The sequence below is a fragment of the Rhodanobacteraceae bacterium genome, assembly GCA_024234055.1.
Lineage (GTDB): Bacteria > Pseudomonadota > Gammaproteobacteria > Xanthomonadales > SZUA-5 > JADKFD01.
Genome location: JACKOW010000015.1, coordinates 23,098 through 46,222, shown reverse-complemented (window position 1 = coordinate 46,222; position 23,125 = coordinate 23,098). Strand labels below are relative to the sequence as shown.

18 protein-coding genes are annotated in these 23,125 nt (G+C 63.2%); 3 read left to right on the top strand and 15 right to left on the bottom strand.

The window, feature by feature from the left end; translation table 11 throughout:
- Positions 1-58: 58 nt before the first annotated feature.
- The 3 genes from H7A19_18085 to hppD all read right to left on the bottom strand — a co-directional run bounded on the left by H7A19_18085 (position 59) and on the right by hppD (position 2,945).
- Positions 59-475: a hypothetical protein gene (locus H7A19_18085; protein MCP5476743.1), complete on the bottom strand. Its 417-nt coding sequence runs from the start codon at positions 473-475 to the stop codon at positions 59-61.
- Between the two features lie 131 nt (positions 476-606).
- On the bottom strand, positions 607-1,638 hold the full coding sequence (locus H7A19_18080; protein ID MCP5476742.1) for a homogentisate 1,2-dioxygenase: 1,032 nt from the start codon (positions 1,636-1,638) through the stop codon (positions 607-609).
- A 230-nt stretch (positions 1,639-1,868) separates the two neighbouring features.
- Positions 1,869-2,945 (bottom strand): 4-hydroxyphenylpyruvate dioxygenase, encoded by a 1,077-nt coding sequence (gene hppD, locus H7A19_18075; protein ID MCP5476741.1) that lies wholly within the window; start codon positions 2,943-2,945, stop codon positions 1,869-1,871.
- Between the two features lie 200 nt (positions 2,946-3,145).
- Here hppD and H7A19_18070 point away from each other — a divergent pair, with 200 nt between their 5' ends.
- Positions 3,146-3,670 carry a winged helix-turn-helix transcriptional regulator gene (locus tag H7A19_18070; protein MCP5476740.1) on the top strand — a complete coding sequence of 175 codons (525 nt, stop codon included), beginning with the start codon at positions 3,146-3,148 and terminating at the stop codon, positions 3,668-3,670.
- Between the two features lie 321 nt (positions 3,671-3,991).
- Here the strand turns inward: H7A19_18070 and H7A19_18065 are convergent, their stop codons facing one another.
- The 8 genes from H7A19_18065 to H7A19_18030 all read right to left on the bottom strand — a co-directional run bounded on the left by H7A19_18065 (position 3,992) and on the right by H7A19_18030 (position 14,100).
- Positions 3,992-5,344: a peptide MFS transporter gene (locus H7A19_18065; GenBank protein ID MCP5476739.1), complete on the bottom strand. Its 1,353-nt coding sequence runs from the start codon at positions 5,342-5,344 to the stop codon at positions 3,992-3,994.
- A 150-nt stretch (positions 5,345-5,494) separates the two neighbouring features.
- Positions 5,495-7,219, bottom strand: a complete 1,725-nt coding sequence (locus H7A19_18060) for a proline--tRNA ligase (GenBank protein ID MCP5476738.1) — start codon at positions 7,217-7,219, stop codon at positions 5,495-5,497.
- A 367-nt stretch (positions 7,220-7,586) separates the two neighbouring features.
- Entirely contained in the window at positions 7,587-8,360 is a 774-nt protein-coding gene (locus H7A19_18055) for a DUF2189 domain-containing protein (GenBank protein MCP5476737.1), read from the bottom strand.
- A 216-nt stretch (positions 8,361-8,576) separates the two neighbouring features.
- Positions 8,577-9,518, bottom strand: coding sequence for an electron transfer flavoprotein subunit alpha/FixB family protein (locus H7A19_18050; protein ID MCP5476736.1), 942 nt, complete (start codon positions 9,516-9,518; stop codon positions 8,577-8,579).
- Positions 9,519-9,746: 228 nt separating this feature from the next.
- The gene (locus H7A19_18045) at positions 9,747-10,493 is read right to left on the bottom strand and encodes an electron transfer flavoprotein subunit beta/FixA family protein (protein ID MCP5476735.1); all 747 of its coding nucleotides are present in this window, start codon (positions 10,491-10,493) and stop codon (positions 9,747-9,749) included.
- Between the two features lie 226 nt (positions 10,494-10,719).
- Positions 10,720-12,465, bottom strand: coding sequence for an OmpA family protein (locus H7A19_18040; protein ID MCP5476734.1), 1,746 nt, complete (start codon positions 12,463-12,465; stop codon positions 10,720-10,722).
- A 64-nt stretch (positions 12,466-12,529) separates the two neighbouring features.
- Positions 12,530-13,267, bottom strand: coding sequence for a PspA/IM30 family protein (locus H7A19_18035; protein ID MCP5476733.1), 738 nt, complete (start codon positions 13,265-13,267; stop codon positions 12,530-12,532).
- 56 nt (positions 13,268-13,323) lie between these two features.
- Positions 13,324-14,100 (bottom strand): ParA family protein, encoded by a 777-nt coding sequence (locus H7A19_18030; GenBank protein ID MCP5476732.1) that lies wholly within the window; start codon positions 14,098-14,100, stop codon positions 13,324-13,326.
- Positions 14,101-14,305: 205 nt separating this feature from the next.
- On the opposite strand from H7A19_18030, the gene H7A19_18025 reads away from it, so the two are divergent.
- Together H7A19_18025 and mnmG are read left to right on the top strand one after the other, a co-directional pair.
- Positions 14,306-14,980 carry a hypothetical protein gene (locus tag H7A19_18025; protein ID MCP5476731.1) on the top strand — a complete coding sequence of 225 codons (675 nt, stop codon included), beginning with the start codon at positions 14,306-14,308 and terminating at the stop codon, positions 14,978-14,980.
- A gap of 421 nt (positions 14,981-15,401) precedes the next feature.
- A complete protein-coding gene (gene mnmG / locus H7A19_18020) occupies positions 15,402-17,294 on the top strand; it encodes a tRNA uridine-5-carboxymethylaminomethyl(34) synthesis enzyme MnmG (protein MCP5476730.1) in 1,893 nt (630 codons plus the stop codon).
- A gap of 90 nt (positions 17,295-17,384) precedes the next feature.
- On the opposite strand, the gene H7A19_18015 is transcribed toward mnmG, so the two are convergent.
- The 4 genes from H7A19_18015 to ltrA all read right to left on the bottom strand — a co-directional run bounded on the left by H7A19_18015 (position 17,385) and on the right by ltrA (position 23,013).
- Positions 17,385-18,200 carry an alpha/beta fold hydrolase gene (locus tag H7A19_18015; GenBank protein MCP5476729.1) on the bottom strand — a complete coding sequence of 272 codons (816 nt, stop codon included), beginning with the start codon at positions 18,198-18,200 and terminating at the stop codon, positions 17,385-17,387.
- Positions 18,201-18,579: 379 nt separating this feature from the next.
- On the bottom strand, positions 18,580-19,761 hold the full coding sequence (locus H7A19_18010; protein ID MCP5476728.1) for a TMEM43 family protein: 1,182 nt from the start codon (positions 19,759-19,761) through the stop codon (positions 18,580-18,582).
- Between the two features lie 401 nt (positions 19,762-20,162).
- Positions 20,163-21,179, bottom strand: coding sequence for a 3-oxoacyl-ACP synthase III (locus H7A19_18005; protein ID MCP5476727.1), 1,017 nt, complete (start codon positions 21,177-21,179; stop codon positions 20,163-20,165).
- 508 nt (positions 21,180-21,687) lie between these two features.
- Positions 21,688-23,013: a group II intron reverse transcriptase/maturase gene (gene ltrA, locus H7A19_18000; GenBank protein ID MCP5476726.1), complete on the bottom strand. Its 1,326-nt coding sequence runs from the start codon at positions 23,011-23,013 to the stop codon at positions 21,688-21,690.
- Positions 23,014-23,125 lie beyond the last annotated feature (112 nt).

The following is a 23,125-nucleotide window of genomic DNA, read 5'->3' as shown; positions in this document are numbered from 1 at the left end:
CCACCGCAAGAAACAACGTCCCGCAACCGTTGAAGCGAGGGGGTGTGAGAAATGCGGGCTAGGGATGACGCTGGTCGCCGACCAGCGTGCGCGCCTGCTCCGGCGGCACTCCGATCAGTAGGGTCTGCGCAGTTCGAATCTCGACGCGGCTGCTGTTGCCCGGTGCGGGTCGATACTGGTGCAAGGCAATCAAGGCGCACAGAGTTGCCTCATCGTAGACCGCTTCCGAACGATAGGCGACTTCGCAATCGGCGACCCCACCCTTGGAGTCAATCGTGTACCGGAAGCGGACTTCCAGGGGCGGATCACCTTCCTTGCGCGACACGGCTTGCTCAGCAGCCAGATTCACAGCCGGCGGATTGGCCCAGATCCACCATTCGTCCCTGTCGGCCTCCGCAACAGACGTCGGCCCGGCGATGGCGGCCATCGGCAAACACACGCCGAGCAGCAGACAGAATCCAGAATACTTGGTCATCCAGAGTTCCAGCCGGGCGCGCCCGGCCGATACTCGCTGACAGTCCTTTGTCAAGGCAAGATCAGGCCGGCCTGGCAGCCTGTCGGTCAGTAGAGCCCGGCGACTGCCTCACCGACAACCGACAACCAGCTTCACCCGCCCTTCCACGAATCCACATACCCCCGCCATTCCACCGACTCTGCCGCCTCGGTGACGGTCAGGTCATCGCGGGTGTCGATCATCACGGCGTATTCGTCAGTGGCTTCCTTGGTCTGCTTGAAGGCACGGGTGAGGGCCTTGGGGTGCGGGCCGTGGGTAAAGCCGCAGGGGTGCAGCGTGATCATCCCGGGGTGGATATTGTCGCGGCTGAAGAACTCACCGCGGTGGTAGAAGATCACTTCTTCGTAGTCGTCGTTGTTGTGGAAGAAGGGAATCTTCAGTGCGCCGGGATCGGTCTCGAAGGGCCGCGGCACGAAGGTGCAGACCACGAAGCGGTTGGCCACGAAGGTGGTGTGGGCGCTCGGCGGCAGGTGGTAGCGATGACTCATCAAGGGACGGATGTCCTTGACGTTGATGCGCACCGGAAACAGGTCGCCGTGCCAGCCGACGGCATCGAGCGGGTTGAAAGGGAAGGTGATCGTGGTGATGGCGTTGCGGCGCTTGACCAGCACCTTCCACTCACCCTGCACCTGGCGCTTGAACAGCTCATCGATGGACGGCGCATCGAGCATGGCCGGATCGAAGATCGCGTGCGGGCCCACCAGGCCCTTGTCCGGCAGCATGTAGCTGGAATTGGTGGCCTCGATCAGCAGCAGATCCAGGGCTTCGGTCACTTCCAGCCGCCAGGAGGTCGAGCGCGGCAGCACGATGTAATCGCCGGCCTCGATGGCCATGTGGCCGTAGTCGCAGAACAGATGGCCCGAACCGTTGTGCACGAACAGCAGCTCGTCGCCATCGGCGTTGCGCACCAGATGATCCATCGAGGCTTCACAGCGCCAGCTGCGCAGGCGCGTATGGGCGTTGTGCATCAACTCATGCGCCCGCCAAGGCGTGTTGCCGTGCCCGGGAAACTTGTTGGTGTCGAAGGCGCGTGGTTTCAGGGGGCCATCGAAATGACTCCATCCGGTCGGCGGATTCGGGTGATACATATGGCTGGCCGGGCCAAAGAAACCCTCCTTGCCCATCTCCCGCTCATAGGTGCCCTCCGGCAGATCGCAATGCGCCTGGCGCGAGGCCTTGCCTTCGACCTTGGAAACGCTGATCCATTTTTTTGACACGACAGACTCCTGAGAAGGGGCACGGGGCACGGGGCACGGGGCACGGGAAAGAGGCTACAGACTGGAGACCAAGGCATGGAGAAACGAGCCCTTCCCCTGCCCCGTTTCCCCTGCCCCCTGCCCCCTGCCCCCCGCTCCTAAAGCACGCCGCGGCGCATCTGGTCGCGTTCGATGGACTCGAACAGAGCCTTGAAATTGCCCTCGCCGAAACCTTCATTGCCCTTGCGCTGAATGATCTCGAAAAAGATCGGGCCGATGTTGGTCTCGGTGAAGATCTGCAGCAACTTCTTGGTCTTGGTCTCCGGATCGGCGTCGATCAGGATGCGGTTCCTGGTCATCCGGGCCACGTCTTCCCCATGTCCGGGGACGCGCTCGTCGATGACATCAAAATAGGTGTCAGGCGTATGTAGAAAGCTCACGCCGGCCGCACGCATGGCCTCGACCGTGCCGTAGATGTCGTCGGTGAAACAGGCGATATGCTGGATGCCCTCGCCGTGGTACTGATCGAGGTATTCGTTGATTTGGGACTTGGGATCGTTCGACTCGTTCAGCGGTATCCGCACGATGCCATCGGGCGCGGTCATGGCCTTGGACACCAGACCGGTCTTGGCGCCCTTGATGTCGAAGTAGCGGATCTCGCGGAAACCGAACAGGCGCTCGTAGTAGTTCGACCACTTTTCCATGTTGCCGAAATACAGATTGTGGGTCAGGTGATCGATGAAGGTCAGGCCGAAACCGATCGGCTCGCGATCGACGCCGTCGAAATACACAAAGTCGGCGGCGTAGGGATCGGTACCGTCGGTCACCAGATACAGCATGCAGTCACCGATGCCCTTGATCACCGGCGCGTCTACCGCCCGGGTGTCGGCCTTGTGGCTGATCACTTCGGCGCCGCGGGTGGTCACTTCGGCACAGACTTCCTCACCGTCGCGCACGCGTATGGCAAAGCCGCAGGCGCAGGGACCATGCTGTGCGGCGAAGTCGGCGGCAAAGGAATCAGGCTCTTCGTTGACCAGGAAGTTGACGCCGCCCTGGCGATACAGTGTGATTGCCTTGCGCGCGTGTTTCGCGACCGCGGTGAAGCCCATGCTGCGGAACAGCGCATGCAGGCCGGCCGCATCGGGCGCCGCAAATTCGACGAATTCGAAACCGTGGATGCCGAGCGGATTGGGCATACCGGTCGGCGTTTCGGCGGACTGAAGCTCTGCGTTCATGGGTGGTCCTCAAGGCGATTGTGCTGCGCTGCAAGTTGCCAGCGCGGGTGCGCACATTATAGTTTCAATTGAAACTTTCGAGATAGGGGTGGAGCGGTGAAAAGTAAAACGTCAAACGTCGATTGGATCGAGAGCGACGGCGCGCCAGAGTGCATGCTCTTCTTGACGTTTGACGTTTTGCGTTTCACTTGGAATACGCCATGAAACCCGAACGAACCAGGCGCACCGCCCCCGCCCCGATCCTCGACCTTGAACGCTTTCTGCCCTATCGATTGTCGGTGTTGTCGAACACCGTCAGCCATGCGATTGCCGAGATGTACGGCGAGCGCTATCAGCTCAGCGTGACCCAGTGGCGGGTGCTGGCGGTGGTTGGGCGTTTCCCCGATCTGTCAGCCGTGGAAGTGGCCGAGCGCACCAAGATGGACAAGGTGGCCGTGAGCCGCGCGGTGGCGGAACTGATCCGCGACGGCCGACTCGATCGCAGCGTGGATCGCAAGGATCGGCGGCGCTCGGTGCTGAACCTCAGCACCGACGGCAGATCCGTCTACAACGAAGTTGCGCCACTGGCGCTGGCCTGCGAGGCACGCCTGCAATCGGTGCTGAGCAACAGCGAACGCACCGCCCTGGAACGCATTCTGGACAAGCTGACCACCGCCGGGGTGGCCATGCTGCTGACCGGTGAAGACCTCGGCATGAATCCCCGCAAGGTGCGCGCCAAGCCCTGAATTCAGCGCCACCCGCTGAAAGTAGCTCACGTTGATCCGAAGGGTCTACGTGAGAGCTCGCCTGCGCGGCCGCTCTCGATCTCCCAGCACGGCCCAGGCGGCGCCGCATCATCGGCATAGGACCTGCCTGCGGGTCATGAACCCCGAGCTTGCCCGCAGGAGCGCCCTCGCGCCGCGACCAGCCAGCGGCACCCACGCAACAACGATCGCGCCGCAAGGGCGCTCCTACCATGCACCCCTACCGCACGTTATTGATCCCGAAAACGCAATCGGCCGGGCACCAGGCCCGGCCGATCGGATCAAACGATGCTGCGCCCGAAATCAGCGCTCGGCGCCGTGCATCCAGCGCACCAGCATTGGCGCCAGGAACCACAACACGATGGCGAAACCAAACAGCGTTCCGGCCAGACTGGCAAAGATCGACATCTCCCCCAAGGACTCAGCGAACGACCCGATGATGCCGGCTGCGTAGTTGGCGACGAAATTGATCAGGAACCACACACCCATCATCAGGGAGGCCAAACGCAAGGGTGCCAGCTTGGTCACCATCGACAGGCCGACCGGGGAAATGCAGAGCTCGCCCATCGTGTGGAAGAAATAGGCAACGACCAACCAGATCATGCTCGCCTTGCCGCTGGGGTCGGAACCCTGCTGGAATGCCGCGCCGATCATCGCCAGAAAGCCGATGCCAGTCAGGATCAAACCGTAAACCATCTTGTTCGGTGTAGGCGGATTCTTCCCCGCTGCTCCCATGCGCGCCCACAGTACGGAGAAGATCGGCGCCAGAATGACGATGAATAGCGGATTCAAGGACTGGAACCAACCAGCAGGTACTTCGAATCCACCCAGCATGCGGTCGGTTTTTTCGGCGGCGTAGAGATTCATCAAGCCACCTGCCTGTTCGAACGCAGCCCAGAAGAGCACGACGAACACGAACAACATGAAGATCACACGCAATCGATCGACTTCGTCCTTGGTGAGCGGCTTGTGGGCGCCACCTGCCATCGCCTTGGATCGCGTTGCGGCAGGGACAACACCAATGTCGCCGAGGTACTTGCGCGCGAAAATCAACTGAATGATGACGCTCAGCACCATGCCAACGCCCGCGGCGAAGTAGCCTGCCTTCCATCCGTAGGCTGCGTTTTCACCCAGCGTGGAGCACACCAGCGGCGCAAGAAAGGCGCCCACATTGATGCCCATATAGAAGATCGTGAAGGCGCCGTCGCGGCGGGCGTCGCCGTCTGGGTAGAGCTCAGCGACCATCGTGGAAATGTTCGGCTTGAAGAACCCATTTCCGAGCACCAGGAGGATCAGACCGACATAGAAGAGGGTCAAATTTCCGGGAATCGAGGAAGCCAGCAGAAACTGGCCCGCGGCCATCAGGATGCCGCCAATGATGATGGACTTGCGCTGACCGAGGTAGTTGTCGGCCAGCCAACCGCCAATCAGGGGCGTGAAGTACACAAATCCGGTGAACAGACCATAGAGACGCAGTGCCTCGGCCTGTGTCCATCCGAATCCGGGATTGTCCGACTCGACCAGAGCCACCAGCGACAGCACCAGCAGCGCGCGCATGCCGTAATAGCTGAAGCGTTCCCACATCTCGGTTCCAAAGAGCAGGAACAGCCCCTTCGGGTGGCCCAGGAACTCGCCCTGGGGAATGTTGTATGACATACGCTGCTCCTTGTCTGGTGCGGATGGCTGGCGTTTCGGTCGCGCAGGTCTACGCGTTCGTGACGATTGAGTCAAACCCCGGCTGTGCTGCGGCGCAGCACAGCGGCGCCCTCAGGCACTTGCGGCTCGGGGTCGAAAACACTGGGGTACTCAGGCACCCGGACTGCGAATGGCGCTCACCAGCCACTCGACAAATCCCTCGACCGGCTTCATCTCGTTGGCTTCGGCACGGCGTGAGCGATATTCGTATTGCCCCGCATCCAGGCCGCGCTCGCCGATGACCACCCGGTGGGGAATGCCGATGAGTTCCTGGTCGGCGAACATGGCGCCAGGACGCACGCCCTTGCGGTCGTCGAGCAACACATCGAGACCAGCAGTGCGCAGTTCGTCATAGAGCTTCTCGGCGGCCTCGCGCACGCGCTCGCTGCGATCCATGCCCAGCGGCAGCACCGCCACATGGAAGGGCGCGATGGCTTCCGGCCAGATGATGCCGCTGGCGTCGTGATTCTGTTCGATGGCGGCGGCGACGATGCGGCTGACGCCGATGCCGTAGCAGCCCATGAACATGGTGCGGGCCTTGCCGGTCTCGTCGAGCACCTGCGCACCCATGGCTTCGGCGTACTTCTGTCCGAGCTGGAAGACGTGGCCAACTTCGATTCCGCGCGCAATCGACCAGGTCCCAGCACCGTTTGGTGCCGGCTCGCCTTCGACCACGTTGCGCACATCGGCCACCAGATCGGGCTCGGGCAGGTCGCGGCCCCAGTTGACGCCGCTCAGGTGGAAGCCGGTCTCGTTGGCACCGACCACCATATCGGCCAGCGCTGCCACACTGCGATCGGCGATCACGGTGATGGCCTTGGCCGGCGCCACCGGTCCGATGAAACCGGGCACCGAACCCAGGTGGTCGACGATCTCGGCCTCGGTGGCAAGGCGATGCTCGGACAGGCCGGCCAGCTTCTGCAGCTTGATCTCGTTGACCGAGTGGTCGCCGCGCACCAGCACCAGCACGAAGCCCTGCTCGCCAACCACCGCGACCGACTTGACCGTGCGCGCCAGCGGCAGACCGAGCAGTTCGGCCACTTCCTCGCAGGTCTTCTGCGTGGGCGTGGACACCTTGGTCATCGATTCGGCGGGCGCGGCACGCGGCGCTGCCGGCGCCGCAGCCTCGGCCAGCTCGACATTGGCGGCGTAGTTGCCCTCGCTGGTGAAGGCGATGGCGTCTTCGCCGGAGTCGGCGAGTACATGGAACTCGTGCGAGCCCGAGCCACCGATGGCGCCGGTGTCGGCAGCCACGGCGCGGAACTTCAGGCCCAGGCGAGTGAAGATTCGGGTGTAGGCGTCGTACATGTTCTGGTATTCGCGTTGCATGCACTCGCTGTCCAGATGGAAGGAATAGGCGTCCTTCATCAGGAACTCGCGGGCCCGCATCACGCCGAAACGCGGCCGGATCTCGTCGCGGAACTTGGTCTGGATCTGGTAGAAATTGATCGGCAGCTGCTTGTACGAACGCAGTTCATTGCGGGCGAAATCGGTGATCACTTCCTCGTGGGTGGGGCCGTAGCAGAACTCGGAGTCCTTTCGGTCCTTGATCTTCAGCAGCTGGCCGCCGAACTTCTGCCAGCGCTCGGTTTCCTCCCACAGCTCGCGCGGCTGGATCGAGGGCATCAGCAGCTCCAGGGCACCAGCGCGATTCATTTCCTCGCGGACGATGGCCTCGACCTTGCGCATGGCGCGCAGGCCCAGCGGCGACCAGGTGTAGATGCCGGCGGCGATCTTGCGGATCATGCCGGCACGCAACATCAGCTGCTGGCTGACGATGTCGGCATCAGCGGGAGTTTCCTTGACCGTGGCAAGGTGGAATCGGGAAATGCGCATGGCGGAGGCCTGAGGGCAAAGCCCGCGATTGTAGCGCGCGGCGGGGCACGGGGCACGGGGCACGGGGCACGGGGCACGGGGTACGGGGTACGGGGTACGGGGAAAAGCTACGGGGTTCGGGCTCTTGTAGGTCCAGACTTGTCTGGACGCTCTTGGCAAGATGTCGGAAGGCTGAGAGCATTTTTCCGCAAAGAACGCGAAGAACGCAAAGGAAGGCAAAAGTCAAACGTGCAGATCAGGCTCCAGGCAGTCGGCAACCCCTGATGAAAATGCACTACTTCGCGTCCTTTGCGCCCTTTGCGGACAAAAAAGACCACCTCGCCCAGCGATCAATACCTGCCTGATCCCGGTTACTTCAATGTGACCACTACATCTCCGGCCAGGCTGAGGCATCCAGGGTTTCGCGGTAGGCGTGCCAGGCGGCATAGGCCAGCCAGGGCATGATGATGGCGAGGCCAAGGAAGGCGGTGGCGAAGCCGAGCGCCGTCAGCAGCACGATCAAGCCGGCCCAGCAGCACATGGTGAACTTGTTGCGCAGCACCGCGTTCACGCTGGAGATGCAGGCGGTGATCATGTCGACATCGCGGTCGGCAATCATCGGCAGCGAAAAGGCGGCGGTGGCGAAGGTGACAGCAGCAAAGATCGACCCGACTGCCGAGCCGATCGCCAGGAACTCGATCAGCGAGGCCGCATCGCCCGCCTCGGCCGGGAAAAACACATTGATCATCATGCCCGCGCGCGACCACAGCAACAGAATCACCAGCTGGGCCAGCGCGAACACTCCGGCTTGCCCCATGACCCGACGGGCCAGCGTGAACGAATGCCGCAGCGCCGGTTGGCGACCGGCCCCGAGTTCACGACTGACGCAGTACAGCCCCACCGCCAGCAAGGGAGCGATGAACACGAATCCCGACAGCAAGGTTGCCAGCAGGGCGAAGCGGCCGAGCCACCAGGCCAGCGCCGACACGCCGACGCTGACCAGCACGATGACGCCACCGAAGATCAGGCTGAGGCCGGGTTCGCGTTTGAAATCCTGCCAGCCCAGACGCAACCAGCGCAGTGGCGCCGCTGGCGTCAGATCGGCACAAGGCACCACAAAGGGCCGTTCATCCTCGCGCGCGGGCTTCGGATCTGGCTGCATGGGCGCTCCCGTGGACGCAACGACCTCCGGCCGGTGGGCCATGCTGACGGGTCACGCCATCGCGAGATTTGATGTGGGTCAGACTGCATCGCTCGCGACGCAGGAAATCGGTGCCGCATGTCGCGCAATGTAGCCCGGGCAAGCCGCAGGCGCACCCGGGGTTGTTCGCGTGCCGTTCCCAGGTGCGCTGCGCTTACCTGGGCTACAAAAGCTGGCTCAGAGCGCGGCCATCATCTCCGGCAGCACCTTGAAAAGATCGCCGACGAGGCCGATGTCGGCCACTTCAAAGATCGGCGCTTCCGCATCCTTGTTGATGGCGACGATGGTGCCGGCGTCCTTGATGCCGGTGAGATGCTGGATGGCACCGGAAATACCGACCGCCACGTACAGCTCGGGAGCGATGATCTTGCCGGTCTGGCCAACCTGCATGTCATTGGGCGCATAGCCCGAATCTACCGCGGCGCGCGACGCACCGACGCCGGCCTTGAGCTTGTCGGCAAAGTCGTAGATCAGCTTGAACTGTTCGGCACTGCCGAGCGCGCGGCCGCCGGAGACCACGATACGCGCGGTCTGCAGATCGGGGCGATCGCCACCACCCTGCTGCAGGCCAACGAAACGCGTGTGCGTGGGCAGCGCGGCATCAACACTGGCGGCTTCAATCGGTGCCGGACCAGCGCTCATCGCCGCTGCCGGATAGGAAGCCGTGCGCACCGTGGCGACCACGGTCTGAGCTGCGGGCGCCTTGACCGTGATGATGGCGTTGCCGGCGTAGATCGGACGCTTGTAGGTGTGGGCGTCAACCACTTCCATGATGTCGCTGAGCTGGCTCACGCCCAGCTTGGCGGCAATCCGCGGCATCAGATCCTTGCCGAAGGTGGTCGAGGGACCGAAAACATGGGTGTAGTCGCCGGCGATGGCCAGAATCTGCGGCGCATACACCGCCGCCAGCGCCTGCTCGTTGGCGGCATTGGCAATGGTACGCACGCGGCTGACACCAGCGATGGTGGCAGCCTGCGCCGCAATCGGCGCCGGATCGGCCGCCAGTACGACGACTTCGATCTCGGCACCGGCGATGCCGGAAGCGCAGCTGACGCACTTGGCCGTGCTCTGGTTGAGCTGACCGTTCAGGTGTTCGGCGATGATGAGGATGCGGGACATGGGATACCTCAGGGTGTTGGGAGTTGGCCGCTTTGGCCAGGCTCCGGTCTATTCCGGGTGAAACGTGAAACGTAAAACGTCAATTGAAGCCGGCAATCTGCCTGCACTCGCCTGAAGTTGTCGGTTCCTAGCTCCACTGCTCCAATTTTGTCTGTCTGTTGGGGAGAACGAAACAATCCGGATCGCGCCTCACCCAATTGACGTTTCACGTTTGACGTTTTGCCGCCTCTACAGCAATCCCTTCCCTTTCAGCGCCGCGATCAGCTCCGGCACATCCTTGACCATCACGCCTTTCTGACGCTTGGCGGGCGGGGCGTAGTGGGTCACCTGCAGGTGGTCGCCGGACTCGATGCCCAGGCTTGAGAGCTCCAGGGTTTCGCGCGGCTTGCTCTTGGCCTTCATGATGTCGGGCAGCTTGATGAAGCGTGGCGTGTTCAGGCGCAGATCGACGCTGATCACGGCCGGCAGGTCGACTTCCAGGGTTTCCAGACCGACGTCGACTTCGCGCGTCACCTTGGCGACATTGCCTTCGACTTCGACCTTGCTGGCAAAGGTGGCTTGCGGCCGATCGAGCAGCGCGGCGAGCATCTGCGCCGTCTGATTGGAATCGTCGTCGATGGCCTGCTTGCCCAGGATCACCAGGCCCGGCTGCTCCTTCTCGACGATCTTGGCAAAGGCGCGCGCCGCGGTCAGCGACTGCACCGGACCCTCGCTCTTGATCAGGATGCCGCGGTTGGCGCCCATGGCCAGGCCCGTGTCGATCTGCTGCATCGAGCTCTGCTGGCCGATGGACATGACCACCACTTCATCCGCCTTGCCGGCCTCGCGCAGGCGCAGGGCTTCTTCGAGCGCAATCTCGTCGAAGGGATTGACGCTCATCTTGACGCCATCGATGGCCACGCCCGAGCCATCCGGCTTCACCTGCACGCGGACCGTGTAGTCCACCACTCGCTTCAAACCGACCAGAATCTTCATGAGCGTCACATCGCCTCTATCCGGAGATAACCTGCCGATGGTAGCCAACGGCATCTGAACAACCAATCAAATCGGCGGCACTGCGGCCGCGGCATTGTTGCAGGAGCGCCCTTGCGGCGCGACCGCGGTGGCGACAAGTCTGTGCGCCCGGTCGCGACGCAAGGTCGCTCCTACCAGAGACGTCGGGCGACGCTCGATTCTTGAGCGGCGCCCGACCGCATCGACTCTACTGCGCCTCCAGCGGATACACCTTGACCTCGACGCGGCGGTTCTTGGCGTGGTTGTCAGGGTCGCTGGCATCGGCGACGCGTGACCAGCCCATGCCCTGCGCCGAGAACTGGTTCGGATCCATGGTCGGGAACTTGCGCAGCAATTCCGACTTGACCGCGTTGGCGCGATTGGTCGAGAGCTCGCGCACGGCCGAATCGGGCACCTGACCACGCATCGAGCCATCGGTGTGGCCTTCGATGACGATGCGCGCGGCGCCGTAGGAGCCAGCCAGCTTGCCGATCTCTTCGAGCACGAAATCGACGTTCGGGTCGTACTGCTCTTCCACGGTCTTGCCACCCTTGTCCTTGGTGATCTTCTTGAACAGATCCCAGGAGTTTGGATAGAAATGGATGACCACGGTCTTGGTCAGGATTTCCGGGCTTTCCGACTGGATGGCGCTGGCGCTCATCGGCGCAAAATTGATGCCGTAGTTGGAGCGCTGGTTGGCGTACTTGGGCTCGCCCGCCAGTTTCTGCAGCACGCTGAAGTCAACGATCTGGTCGAAATTCACGCGCGAGGCCACCGCCCCGATCTTGCGGTACATCACGTAGGCGGTGTTGAAGGTGCGCTCGAAGTTGGTCGGATTGTTGCGGTTGAGGAAGAACTCGCGGTTTTCGGCGTAGTTGGTCCAATGCGCATCCGGCAGCATGGCCAGGGCCTCGGACGCGGGCAGCGCATAGCCTTCGGCCATCCAGGTGGCGACCTTCTGCTTGGCCTCCTGATCGTCCAGAGCCACCATCGCATCAAAGATGCCGCGCACCAGGCCTTCCATGATGTCCGGGTTGTCCTTGGCGAAATCGGCGCGGGCGAACCAGACGTCGGCGATCAGCTTGTTGGCAGTGGCCGTCGACACCAGCAGCTTGTTGCCCTTGACGTCGGACAGGTTGTAGATATCCGGCGCCCAGGAGACCACGCCGGCCACGTTCTTGTCGGCGTTGAAGGCGGCAGCGGCCTCGAAGGCGGTGTTGGTGAAACGGAAATCGACCTCGGCCGGCTCGACGCCGGAGTTGATCAGCGTGTTCAGCGCGAAGAAGTGCGAAGGGCTGTTCTGCGCCAGCACCACCGTCTTGCCACGCAGATCCGATGCGGTCTTGATGTTGCTGCGCACGACAATACCGTCGCCACCGTTCGACCAGTCGATCTGCTGGTAGATGCGCGGCATGACCCGGCTGTCCTTCTGCAGGCTTTCCAGCAGCAGCGGCAGCATGTCCACCGTGGCCCAACCGATCTGCACATCGCCAGCGGCATAGGCATCGCGCATGGCCACCGGATCATCGATCAGCACCAGCTCGACCTTGAAGGGCTGGCCACCCGGCGTGGTCCAGGTCTTGCCCGGCTTGAAGCCACCATTGGCGTACACAATCGGCGCCCAGCCGGCCCAGACATTGATGGCAAAGCGCACCGTGCGATCGCTCATCGGCTTGTAGTTGGACACGCCCTTGACGTCCGGCAGCCGCTGGCTGGGCACGTAGGCGTATTCCTTGACGGTGGTGATGCCTTCGGAGTCCGGCGCTTCGGCACCGCCGTCGGTCGGTGGCGGCGTGGGTGCCTGCGAAGAGCTGCTGTCCTTGCCGGCATTGACGGTCACCGGCTCGCCGCCTTCTGCGCCGGGCGTTTTCAGGCGGTACATGCCGTAGCCCACCAGGGCCAGGATCACCAGCAGGACGACGAAATAGAAACCAGGTTTGGGTTGGCCGTTCATGCGTACCCCGGAGAAGAGTGGAAGATTGAGGGTGAAAGGTGGAAGCAGCGATGTGGAGCCGGTGTCAATTCGGCTGCGCCGGACCCAGTTCCTTCTGTGCCGGTGCCGGGGCCGCTGTTTCCGGCGTCACCAGTCCCATGTCCATTTCCATGCGCTTGAGGGCGTCTTCGGCCATGAACTGCTCCATGTTCTGCTCGGCCTGGATCTCGGCGATGCCACGGCTGGACAGATCGGCGGCCACGCGCACGGCGCCACGGTTCTTGTCGATGCGTTCCTGCACCACCTGTTCGAGCTGGCCAAAATCGGTAGTGACGTTGAAATCAAAGGTCTCCGAGAGCTTGGCCACTTCGGCCTCGGCCTCGCTCATCTTGATCTCGGCATCGTACTTGGTGATCTTGGCCCGCACCTCACCAAGTTTCTTGGTGGCGTGCTGAATCTTCATCAGGCTGTTGTTGTACGAGGTCTCGTGAATCGTGAGCTGCTCGCGATTGGATTCCAGATCCTTCTTGGCCTTTTCCATCTCCAGCGCGAACTTGGCCGCGGTGGCGCGGTCACCGGCCTTCAGATAGGCCTTGGCCTGAGCTTCCAGCTGGGCCACATGCTTCTCGCCTTCCTTGACCTGGCGGGTGACGCGCTCGACCAGACCTCGATACTGCTCAAGCCCCACCCGACCGGATTTGAGCTCCTCGACCGACTTGTCGTACTCGTAGCGCATCTGCGCGATCGGATCGGCCTCCCAGAAGAAGTTGGCGAGCTTGTTCAGCTGCGCGCGCAGCGAGGACCAGAGTTTTTGAAAGATCATGGAGTGCTCCTGGGTACTGCGAATGGTGAAAGATGGCGTGAGCGTCAATGCCCGGGTCAACGCTTCTTCTTGTCCAGCAAGTCATACAGCGCCTGATATTCCTGCGCCAGCTTGTGCGAGGGCTCAAGGTAGATCAATGGTCGGGCCGCCTCGTGGCTCTCCTTGATCTTGATGCTGCTGGAGATGTACTGCGGCAGCACCGGCAGCTTTTCGGCAATCAGTTCCTCTACCACCCGCGTCGGCAGATTCGAGCGCGCGTTGAATTGATTGACCACGATGCCCTCGACCTTGAGCTTCTTGTTGTGATCGGCGCGGATCTCGTCGACATTCTCGAGCAATCGGTACAGCGCCTGGCGGGAAAAGTCGTCGCAATCGAACGGTACCAGACAGCGGTCAGCCGCAATCAGTGCCGAAAGCGTGTAGAAATTGAGGGCCGGCGGGGTGTCGATGAAGATCTGGTCGAACTCCTTCTTCAGGCCGCCCAGCATTTCTCCGAGCTTGTAGATCTTGTGCTTGGTCTCGAGTTTGGTCTGCAGGTCCGAAAGGCGCTGATCGGCGCTCATCACCGTCAGATTCTCGTACGGTGTGACGGTCACATACTCGGCCGGATTGCGCATGCGCAGCCGGTAGGACAGGGATTCCTCGAAGAAGTCGGCAATGCCGAGTTCAGCCGCTTCGGCCGCCTCACCCAGCAGATAGTGCGTGGAATTGGCCTGCGCATCGAGATCGACCACCAGTGTACGTTGCCCCCGAGTAGCGGCTATGGCCGCCAGATTGCAGACGATCGTCGACTTGCCTACACCGCCCTTCTGGTTGAACACGACACGAATCATGGACGCACCTGTGACGCCAGCGATGGCCCGAGTATAGAACCGTAATCGACCCTGGAGTCCGCCAAGCCTGTCGGCGCCGGGCGGCAGGCGTACACTGAGGGACTGGCTTGCACCAGGCGGCAGCCCGAATCGGCTGTCTCCCATGCCAGCGGGACTGGCTCGGTTCAGTCGGATTTCACCGCAGCGACGATAGGCTGGATGTCTGATGAGCAAGGGGACGACCATGCGGCGCATCTTTCTACTACTGGCGCTGTTGACCTTGAGTGCCTGTGCCAGCAACGGCTATCGCTACCATGACGATGGCTATTGGACGGCACGCTCGCCGGCGCGGTCCTCGGTGGTGTTCTACGGGTCGATCTCAAGTTGCTGGGGCTGGCAGCGGCCCATCTACCCCTGGTATGGATCATGGGCGTCGCCCTGTAGTCCGTATTCCTATTTCCCTGGCGCCGGTTGGTATGGCGGCTACGGCTATGGCTATGGCCATGGCTACAGCCCCTATTGGCACGATCACTGGTACTTGCCGCGCACGCCGGACCAGCAGACCGCCGGGGCGCGGGCCCGGGCGCTGGCGGCTGAGCGGGCATCGGCGCTGGATTCGGGCGGCTACCCGCGCTACGACGATCTGGCACCTGCGAGACAGCGCGATACCGGCGGCGGCGGGCGAGTGTTCCGCTCGCAAGCACGCAGCTACGCCCCCGATCTGATGGGACCGCGCCGCGAAGGACTGGGCTCGGTTGGCAGCAGCCGCAACACCGGCAACAGCGGCTATTCACGCTCCGGCCTGGGGGGTCGTTCGATGGGTTCCGGATCAGCGCCTACCCGTAGCGCGCCGGCCGTCAACATGCGCGCAGTCAGTAGCCGTGAGCGTGAGGAAAACTGAGGCGGGGTCTCGTTAGTCAAGTGTGAACCGGGTCACAAAGCTTGACTGCTATCACGATTCGCACCTCCGTCAGCGCTATACTTTTGGCTGCGGTTTGATTCAGCGGTTCCGGCGTTCGATTGTTTCATCCGGATTCCCCCTGTTCCAGTTGAGCAGCGGGCGCCGGGACCTCCCAAAAAAAACGGCCACCAGAGCAAGTGCTACTGGTGGCCGGGACTCCCCCTGACACGCGGAGTTTGTTGCAACAAACGGGCCAACAGGCTCGTTTGTTGTTTCCGGGCCGGCAACCAGCGCCTGCGCGCACAGTGGCGGGCCGGTATCGGCTGCATGGCGGCTGTCTGCGCCGACGGCCATCTTCGGGAAATTGACCCTTCTCGGTTACCATGCCGCCCTGTTCGGTCACTGCCTGTCGCACAAGGTCATGCGCTACGACACCCTGTTTGACGTCATTGTGGTTGGCGGCGGCCACGCCGGCACCGAAGCGGCGCTGGCTGCGGCGCGCGCCGGTGCCCGCACGCTGCTGCTGAGCCATCAGATCGAGACCATCGGCCAGATGAGCTGCAACCCGGCCATCGGCGGTATCGGCAAGGGCCATCTGGTGCGTGAGATCGATGCGCTGGGCGGGGTCATGGGCTGGGCGGCAGATCGTGCTGGCATCCAATGGCGCACGCTGAACTCCAGCAAGGGCCCGGCGGTGCGCGCCACCCGCTGCCAGGCCGACCGCGCCTTGTACCGGGCCGCTATCCGTCACGCTGTCGAGAACCAGCCGAATCTGACCCTGTTTCAGCAAGGCGTGGAAGATCTGCTGCTCAGCGCTGGCCGCGTCAGCGGCGTGCGCACGCAGATGGGCCTGGTGTTCGAGGCCCGCTCCGTGGTGCTGACCGCCGGCACCTTTCTGGCCGGACTGATCCATATCGGCGATGCCAACTACAAGGGTGGGCGTGCCGGTGATCCGCCGGCGCAGGGACTGGCGATGCGTCTGCGCGAGCTGCCGTTGGGCCAGGGTCGGCTCAAGACCGGCACGCCGCCGCGCATCGACGGCCGCAGCGTCGATTACAGCGAACTGGAGGAACAGCCCGGTGATCAGCCGACGCCGGTGTTTTCCTACCTCGGCAGCGTCAGCGATCATCCGCCGCAGGTGTCCTGCTGGATCACCCACACCAGCGAGCGCACCCACGATCTGATCCGCGGCGCGCTCGATCGCTCACCGCTGTACAGTGGCAAGATCGAGGGCGTGGGGCCGCGCTACTGTCCATCGATCGAAGACAAGGTGGTGCGCTTCGCCGAGAAGTCCTCGCATCAGATCTTCATCGAACCCGAAGGCCTGAGCACCCACGAAATCTACCCCAACGGCATCTCCACCAGCCTGCCCTTCGACGTGCAGCTGGCGCTGGTACGCTCGATCAAGGGCTTCGAGCGCGCCCACATCACGCGCCCGGGCTATGCCATCGAATACGACTATTTCGATCCGCGCGGACTCAAATCCTCCCTGGAAACCCGAGCCGTGGACGGCTTGTTCTTCGCCGGCCAGATCAACGGTACCACCGGCTACGAGGAGGCAGCGGCGCAGGGTCTGCTGGCCGGACTCAATGCCGCCCGTCAGGTGCAGGGTCTTGACCCCTGGTGCCCGCGTCGGGATGAGGCTTACCTCGGCGTGCTGGTCGATGACCTGATCACCCATGGCACGACAGAGCCCTACCGCATGTTCACCTCGCGCGCCGAATACCGCTTGCAGCTGCGCGAGGACAATGCCGATGCGCGGCTGACGCCGATCGGGCGCGAACTGGGACTGGTCGACGAGACCCGCTGGCAGGCCTACGCGCGCAAGCGCGATGCCGTGGCCCGCGAGAGCGAACGCCTGCGCGGGCTGTGGGCCGCTCCCACCAATGCTCTGGGACGCGAGTTTGCGGCCGCCACCGGCGAGCCGCTGTCGCGCGAGACCCATGCCATCGATCTGCTCAAGCGCCCGGACCTGAGCTATCGGCGCTTGACCGAGGTCAGCGGCTTTGGGCCGGCTGTGGACGATCCGGTCGTGGCCGAACAGGTCGAGATCGAAGCGAAGTATTCCGGCTACGTCAATCGTCAGCGCGAGGACATCGAGCGCTCCAGACGATACGAGTCAGCCCTGATCCCGGAACATTTCGACTACAGCGAAGTCACCGGGCTGTCCGCCGAAGTGCTGCAGAAACTGGAGCGTGTGCGCCCGGCGACCTTGGGGCAGGCTGGTCGGATTCCCGGCGTCACCCCGGCGGCGGTCTCGCTGCTGCTCGTGCATCTGAAGCGCGGCACGGCGGCCGCCGCCAGAGCATCGTGATCGGGACGACTGCATCGTAGGACGGATCCTGTCCGCCACCGAAATCCCCAGTATCGCGATCGCGGACAAAGTCCGCTCCCACAGGAGAACTCAGCTCTTGGCGAGAAAGGCCTCGATCTTCGGCACGATGGTCGCGGCCATGTCTTCCAGCACGTAGTGGCCGGCATCGGCAAAGGCGATGGCCTCGGCGCGCGGGAAACGGCGGCACCATTCGTCGAAATAGTCGCGGTCGAAGACGAAATCGCGCAGGCCCCAGAGGATCAGCATCGGCTTGTCGGCCAGCAATTGCAGACCCTTGCCGGTAGCCGCGATCGTTGCGTACGCGGGATCGGATTCCCTGAGCGGAATGTCCTGAACGAAACGCAGCACCGCGCGTCGCGCAATCGGTGAATCGTAGGGCGCCACGAAGGCCGCGCGCTCGCGCCCGGAGAGCTTGCGCGCGGTGCTGGTGCGGGCTGCACCCACGGCGAAGGCATTGAAACGCTCGACCAGGAAGGCACCCAGGCGGGTGTTGCGGACCAGCTTCAGAGTAGCCGGCAGGCGCTTGCCGGCCAGCATCGGGAAAGCCGCGGTGTTCAGCACCACCATCCGCGCGACGCGATCTGGATTCTTCACCGCCCAGGCACTGGCGATGGCCCCACCCCAGTCATGCACCACCAGCGTCACTGGGCCGGTCGGAACGATGCGCTCCATGAAAGCGCTGAAATCTGCCACGCGGCTGTCCAGGGTGTACTGGTAGCGAGCGTCATCGGGACGGTCGGACAGGCCCATGCCGATGTGGTCGGGTGCCACGCAACGATAGTTCGGCTTCAGCGCGGCGATCAGATCGCGGAACAGCCAGCACCAGCTCGGGTTGCCGTGGACCATGACCACCGGAGCGCCCTTGCCTTCGTCGAGGTAATGCATCGACAGGCCGTCGCGGGTGAAATACTTGGGCGTGTATCCGAGCGCTTCAATCAGCGCCTGGGCTTGGGCGTTTGACACGGCATGCCATCAACAGTCCTGGGGTCGCGCAGCATGGACCAAGATCGCGCTGATGGGAACCGGGGCAGGGTCACGGGATGTCGCGGGATGTCGCGGGAGCGGGGGCAGGGGGCAGGGGACCGGACTTGCCGCACAATCAAGCCGTGCCGCGTGCTTGTGAGCCCGCCTCCAACCTCACTTCACCGTCAGACAGTGCGGGAAGTTTGGATGCCTGCCCCCTGCCCCCTGCCCCCGATTCGGCGGCAGACCAACAATCAAATGTCCAAGTCTCGTGCGAGCGCCATGGCGAGGCCCCGCGCATTCATCTCGGCGGCGGCGGCGGCGGCGGCGGTGGCATTGGCGGCGGCATGCCTGCCGCGGCCTGCGCGGGTTTGGCGCTCTTGCGACTCCACATCGCAATCACGGCGACGATGGCCAGCACGATCGAGACCGCCCACAGGGGGCGCACGAAAATCCACGACAGCACGATGGTCACGCTGGCCAGCACTGCAGCCAGCACGAAGGCCACACCGCCGGTGAACATGCCGACCGCCCGTCCCAGCGGCGGCAGCACCGCGGCAATGGTCTTGAGCGGGCCCAGCATCATCGAGAAGGCAATCCAGAGCAGGCCGAAGCCTGCCGCGCGAAGGACCCAGCCCAGCATGCTGTTGCTGCTCTGGGCATGCTCCACCATGGACGAAGCGGACTGCTGACCGGTTTCCACGAGGAAGATCTCGGTCCCTGCCGGACTGGTCCACGGCAGCAGGCTATCGCCATTGGCCTGGGCAATCACCGATGCCATCTGCGGCGGTACCGCCCGATAACGCACGCGGACGTCGCCGATCTGCGGCGAGCCCGGATTGCTGCCGCGATAGATGGTTTCGGCATCGACTCGGCGAAAGCCATTGGGAAAAACCCCGGCCTCGCCCAGCTGCAGCGCGCTGCTGTTCAGCGAATTCAGGATGTTGTCGGCGGCACGACGAGCGCCGATGCGGGCGTCGGTCACCGCAAATCGGGCGTCACTGAAAGGCAAGGCGCCGGGATTGTTGTGGCCGCTCTCCTGGAAATTCGAGGAGTTGATGGCGTCGTCGTCCCACACTTTCTCGTAGGAATAGGTGGTCACCCGCTCCTTGCCACCGCCGAGCTTGTCGCGCTCGGTGGTCTCCTTCTTTTCCCGCCACTGGTACATCTCGACCGAGCGCCGCAGCACCAGCGCCGGGGCTTCGATCCCGAAATCCGGATCGCGCACACCCTGATTGCTGCGCACCTCGGCGCTGAAGTGAATCAGCTTGCCGTCCACGGAGGGGTCAATCGGGTCTGCGGCCACGCTTTGCACCGTCTCACCTGCTGCCCGCAAGCCCTTGTAGTTCTTGAGCGTGCGGTGCTCGTTCCAGGCCAGCAGCAGCAAAGCCGCAATGACGATGACAAAAGACAGCAGAAAGCCGACGAAGGACTGCTTCAGCCGGCTCCACCAGGAGATGTTCTCGCGGACTACGACGGGCATGACTCCCCCTCTGTTGCGCAGATGATGTTGCCTTTCGGCAAGCAAGGGTCAAACGTAAAACGTAAAAGGTCAACAAGGCAAAAGCGGCGCTCGTGGGACCGTCTGAGCAAATTCCGTGAGCCGCGTTGTGAGTCAAAATCGCTTACGGCCAGGCGCAGTCCGAAGGTCGTAGCCGATACCAGGAAGCGGAGGACTGCAACGTCGCAGCAGCGATTTGTGCGACGACCCTTCCAGGTGGGACCAGTTGGCCACCAGCGGCGTCAGCCACCTCGCCCATAGCGCTGGCTGTGACCTTCGATGTCTTCCTTGCCCGCAACCATTTTGGCCGCCATTGCGGGCACGGCGCTTCCCCCAGGATCCCTACTGCCGCATTGACGTTTTACATTTTACGTTTTGCTGCTCTACCAAACCACTTCCGCCATCGAGCAGTTCAGCCCGGAGCCGATGCCCAGCAGCGCCACGCGCTTGCCCTTGACCAGGCGGCCGGTGTCCTTGAGCTTGCTCAGCGCGGTGGGCAGCGAGGCCGGGCCGATGTTGCCGAATTCCGGGAAGATGGTCAGTACCTTGCGCGGATCGATGCCGAGCAGCTTGACCAGCTCTTCGGTGTGCACCCGACTGACCTGATGGATCACGAACTCGTCGATCTCACCCACCGCCCAGCCGAACATCTGGCGCGCGGCGCCGAAGGTCTTGCCGGCGAGTTTCAGGCCCTCGATCAACAGGGTCTTGGTATCGGTGACCATGCGGTCGATGTTGCCGGCACAGAGCTTGGAGAACTGCGTGGCCGAGCGCGACACGCTGCCGAGGTAGCGGTGACCGTCGGGATAGAGATCGGCGTTCGCCAGCAACATGGCGACGCCACCCGAGCCCAGGGTCAGCGAGGCAAACTCGTCGCGGAACTGTTCCGGCGTGACGCTGGGATGACTCAGGCGCTCGATGGTTTTCTCGGTGATGTAGCGGCTGCATTCGCCATCGACGATCAGGGCGTATTCGATATCACCACGCTCGATCATGTGCGCGGCGATATCCATGCCATTGAGGAAGGCCAGACAGGCATTGCCCACGTCGAAGTTGCGGCACTGCTCCGGCAGACCGAGCTTGCCGGCAACGATGCTGGCCGTCGACGGCTCCAGAAAGTCGCGGCAGACCGAGGTGTTGACCAGAATGCCCACCTTGTCGCGTTCGATGCCGGTCTCCGCCAGCACCTTCTCGGCCGCCAGCGCGGCCGCATCCGAAGGTACGGTGCCCTCATCCCAGACCCGGCGCGCATCAATACCGGCAACGCCTTCGAGCAGATCGGTGCGCAAGCCCAGCCGCTCGATCGACGGCAGCAGGCGCGAGACGATCTCTGCCGAAGACAAACGGTTGGGAGCGTCGACATGGGCGACGGAGGCGATGGCGACGTGCTGAAAGCGCATGCAGAAGGGAACCTGACACTGAGAGGCGCGAAGTTAAGGCCAGAGGCCCTTGCAGTGCAAGCGTGCGGCTGTGAAAAGGGGCAACGGGGCACGGCACGGGGCACGAGGCACGAGGCACGGGGCACGGGGCACGGGGCACGGGGCACGGGGCACGGGAAAGGCTAATGGGTGAGGGCTGTAGTGGGTCCAGACTTGTCTGGAGGCGCTCAGCACACCGGAGCGAGTGCGTCCAGAGCAGTTCGGATCTATTGGACCTTGGTCATTGCGAGCCACCTGTTTCGGCCCGAAACTGCCCACCGGCCATGAACCACAAACCCGCCTGTGGGAGCGACCTCGCGTCGCGACCGGCAAGCCGCACGTCCGAAGCAGCGGTCGCGCCGCAAGGGCGCTCCTACAGGTGAACGAAGCAAATCAACGACTTACGACATGGGTTCATGGAGAGTCCATATCGTAGGTTGTTGATGCGTCATTGCTAGTCGAGTAGCTAAGCCTTTACAGGCTTTCGCCCTCACAGATCCGGACGGGCGGATTTCCCGCATCCGGCTCTTCCAAGCAGGTAACCCGGCGAGACCGGGAGCCAATCATCCGGGTGGGTGATGCGGGGAGTCGGCAGCGCGAAGTGAGTGTCGACCAGCGCCACCACGACGGGGAGACGAGACGTCTGACTGCGCTTCATCAGCACACTGATCCAGATCGCTCGCACCGCGGCTCGGAAACGCTTGAGCGCATCCATGTTGCCGCGCACGCCGTAGTACGCGTAGTGGCCTTTCAATTTGGCACTCAGTTCAGCCCACTGTGTGCGCAAGGGATCGTGCAGGTGCGCGCGGCACCACTCACGGGCGAGCGTCAGGCTGCGCCGGAAGCGCTTCGCCATCGTTTGACGTCGCACCAGATAGCGGCCCTGGCGATCCTGGCCGGCGATGTGCGTGAACCCGAGAAAGTCGAAACTCCCGGATTTGCCCCCGCCCGGCGGTGTGCGGCCGAAACCCAGCAAGCGGGTCTTGGCCACATTCATCTCCAGCCCGTAGCGCGCCAGACTCGTCTCCAGTACCGCTCGCAGCGCTACCGCATCCTCCTCATGCTCGAACATCAGGACTGCGTCATCGGCATAGCGCACCATGTACACCTCGCCGCGCGCCGCTGTCCGACGCCATTCCACCACCACCTCGTCCATCGCCTCATGCAGCACGATGTTCGCCAGTAGCGGGGAAATCGGCGCCCCTTGCGGCGTGCCGCACGTTTGCCGTGTCCGCTTGCCATCCTGCTCCACCACCCCGACCGTCAGCCATTTGTCGATCAGTCGCAACAGACTGCGATCGGTCACCCTGCGCCTGATTGCCTGTCGCAATGCCTCGTGCTCGATGCGATCGAAACACTGCTTCAGATCCAGGTCCAATACCCAGTTCACGCGTCCTTTCTGCAGCACCGTCTGCACCGCCTGCAAGGCCATATGCGCACTGCGCTGCGGCCTGAAGCCATAGCTCAGCCCTCGGAAGTCGGCTTCGAAAATGCTGTTCAGCACCTCGGTCACCGCGCCTTGTACGACCTTGTCCTCCACGCACCAGATCGATAACGGCCGGTCGCTGCCATCCGCTTTCTTGATCGTCGCGCGCTTCGCCGGCTGCGCTCGGTACTGACCCGTGCGCAGTCGCTCATGCAGTTGCTGCAGCCGTGCCGCCAATCCTTTTCCATAGCTGGCCTTGCTCTCGCCGTCGATGCCCTTTGCCGCGTCCGCCCGCAAGCCGCGGTAAGCACGCAACAACGAGCCCTCATCGAGCAAGTGGGCCAGCGACGTGAACTGTTCCTCCGGATGGGCTCGCGCCCTCTCCTGCACCCGCCGAAGTCTTGGGCAGATGGGTTCCCACCTCAGCGTGCGGCCCATCGTTCCCTCCCGCAGGATCCCTGCTCGGTGCCGCCCTTCGCTCCACCCACTCGCCAAACTGCGA

What these genes read in the sequence shown, in the direction of transcription:
- H7A19_18010 (MCP5476728.1), bottom strand. Translation starts at nt 19,761, where the DNA reads ATGCCCGTCGTAGTCCGCGAGAACATCTCCTGGTGGAGCCGGCTGAAG.
- H7A19_18050 (MCP5476736.1), bottom strand. Translation starts at nt 9,518, where the DNA reads ATGTCCCGCATCCTCATCATCGCCGAACACCTGAACGGTCAGCTCAAC.
- H7A19_18085 (MCP5476743.1), bottom strand. Translation starts at nt 475, where the DNA reads ATGACCAAGTATTCTGGATTCTGTCTGCTGCTCGGCGTGTGTTTGCCG.
- H7A19_18070 (MCP5476740.1), top strand. Translation starts at nt 3,146, where the DNA reads ATGAAACCCGAACGAACCAGGCGCACCGCCCCCGCCCCGATCCTCGAC.
- hppD (MCP5476741.1), bottom strand. Translation starts at nt 2,945, where the DNA reads ATGAACGCAGAGCTTCAGTCCGCCGAAACGCCGACCGGTATGCCCAAT.
- H7A19_18040 (MCP5476734.1), bottom strand. Translation starts at nt 12,465, where the DNA reads ATGAACGGCCAACCCAAACCTGGTTTCTATTTCGTCGTCCTGCTGGTG.
- mnmG (MCP5476730.1), top strand. Translation starts at nt 15,402, where the DNA reads ATGCGCTACGACACCCTGTTTGACGTCATTGTGGTTGGCGGCGGCCAC.
- H7A19_18080 (MCP5476742.1), bottom strand. Translation starts at nt 1,638, where the DNA reads ATGGGCAAGGAGGGTTTCTTTGGCCCGGCCAGCCATATGTATCACCCG.
- H7A19_18045 (MCP5476735.1), bottom strand. Translation starts at nt 10,493, where the DNA reads ATGAAGATTCTGGTCGGTTTGAAGCGAGTGGTGGACTACACGGTCCGC.
- H7A19_18065 (MCP5476739.1), bottom strand. Translation starts at nt 5,344, where the DNA reads ATGTCATACAACATTCCCCAGGGCGAGTTCCTGGGCCACCCGAAGGGG.
- H7A19_18060 (MCP5476738.1), bottom strand. Translation starts at nt 7,219, where the DNA reads ATGCGCATTTCCCGATTCCACCTTGCCACGGTCAAGGAAACTCCCGCT.
- H7A19_18005 (MCP5476727.1), bottom strand. Translation starts at nt 21,179, where the DNA reads ATGCGCTTTCAGCACGTCGCCATCGCCTCCGTCGCCCATGTCGACGCT.
- H7A19_18030 (MCP5476732.1), bottom strand. Translation starts at nt 14,100, where the DNA reads ATGATTCGTGTCGTGTTCAACCAGAAGGGCGGTGTAGGCAAGTCGACG.
- H7A19_18035 (MCP5476733.1), bottom strand. Translation starts at nt 13,267, where the DNA reads ATGATCTTTCAAAAACTCTGGTCCTCGCTGCGCGCGCAGCTGAACAAG.
- H7A19_18055 (MCP5476737.1), bottom strand. Translation starts at nt 8,360, where the DNA reads ATGCAGCCAGATCCGAAGCCCGCGCGCGAGGATGAACGGCCCTTTGTG.
- H7A19_18015 (MCP5476729.1), bottom strand. Translation starts at nt 18,200, where the DNA reads ATGCATTACCTCGACGAAGGCAAGGGCGCTCCGGTGGTCATGGTCCAC.
- H7A19_18025 (MCP5476731.1), top strand. Translation starts at nt 14,306, where the DNA reads ATGAGCAAGGGGACGACCATGCGGCGCATCTTTCTACTACTGGCGCTG.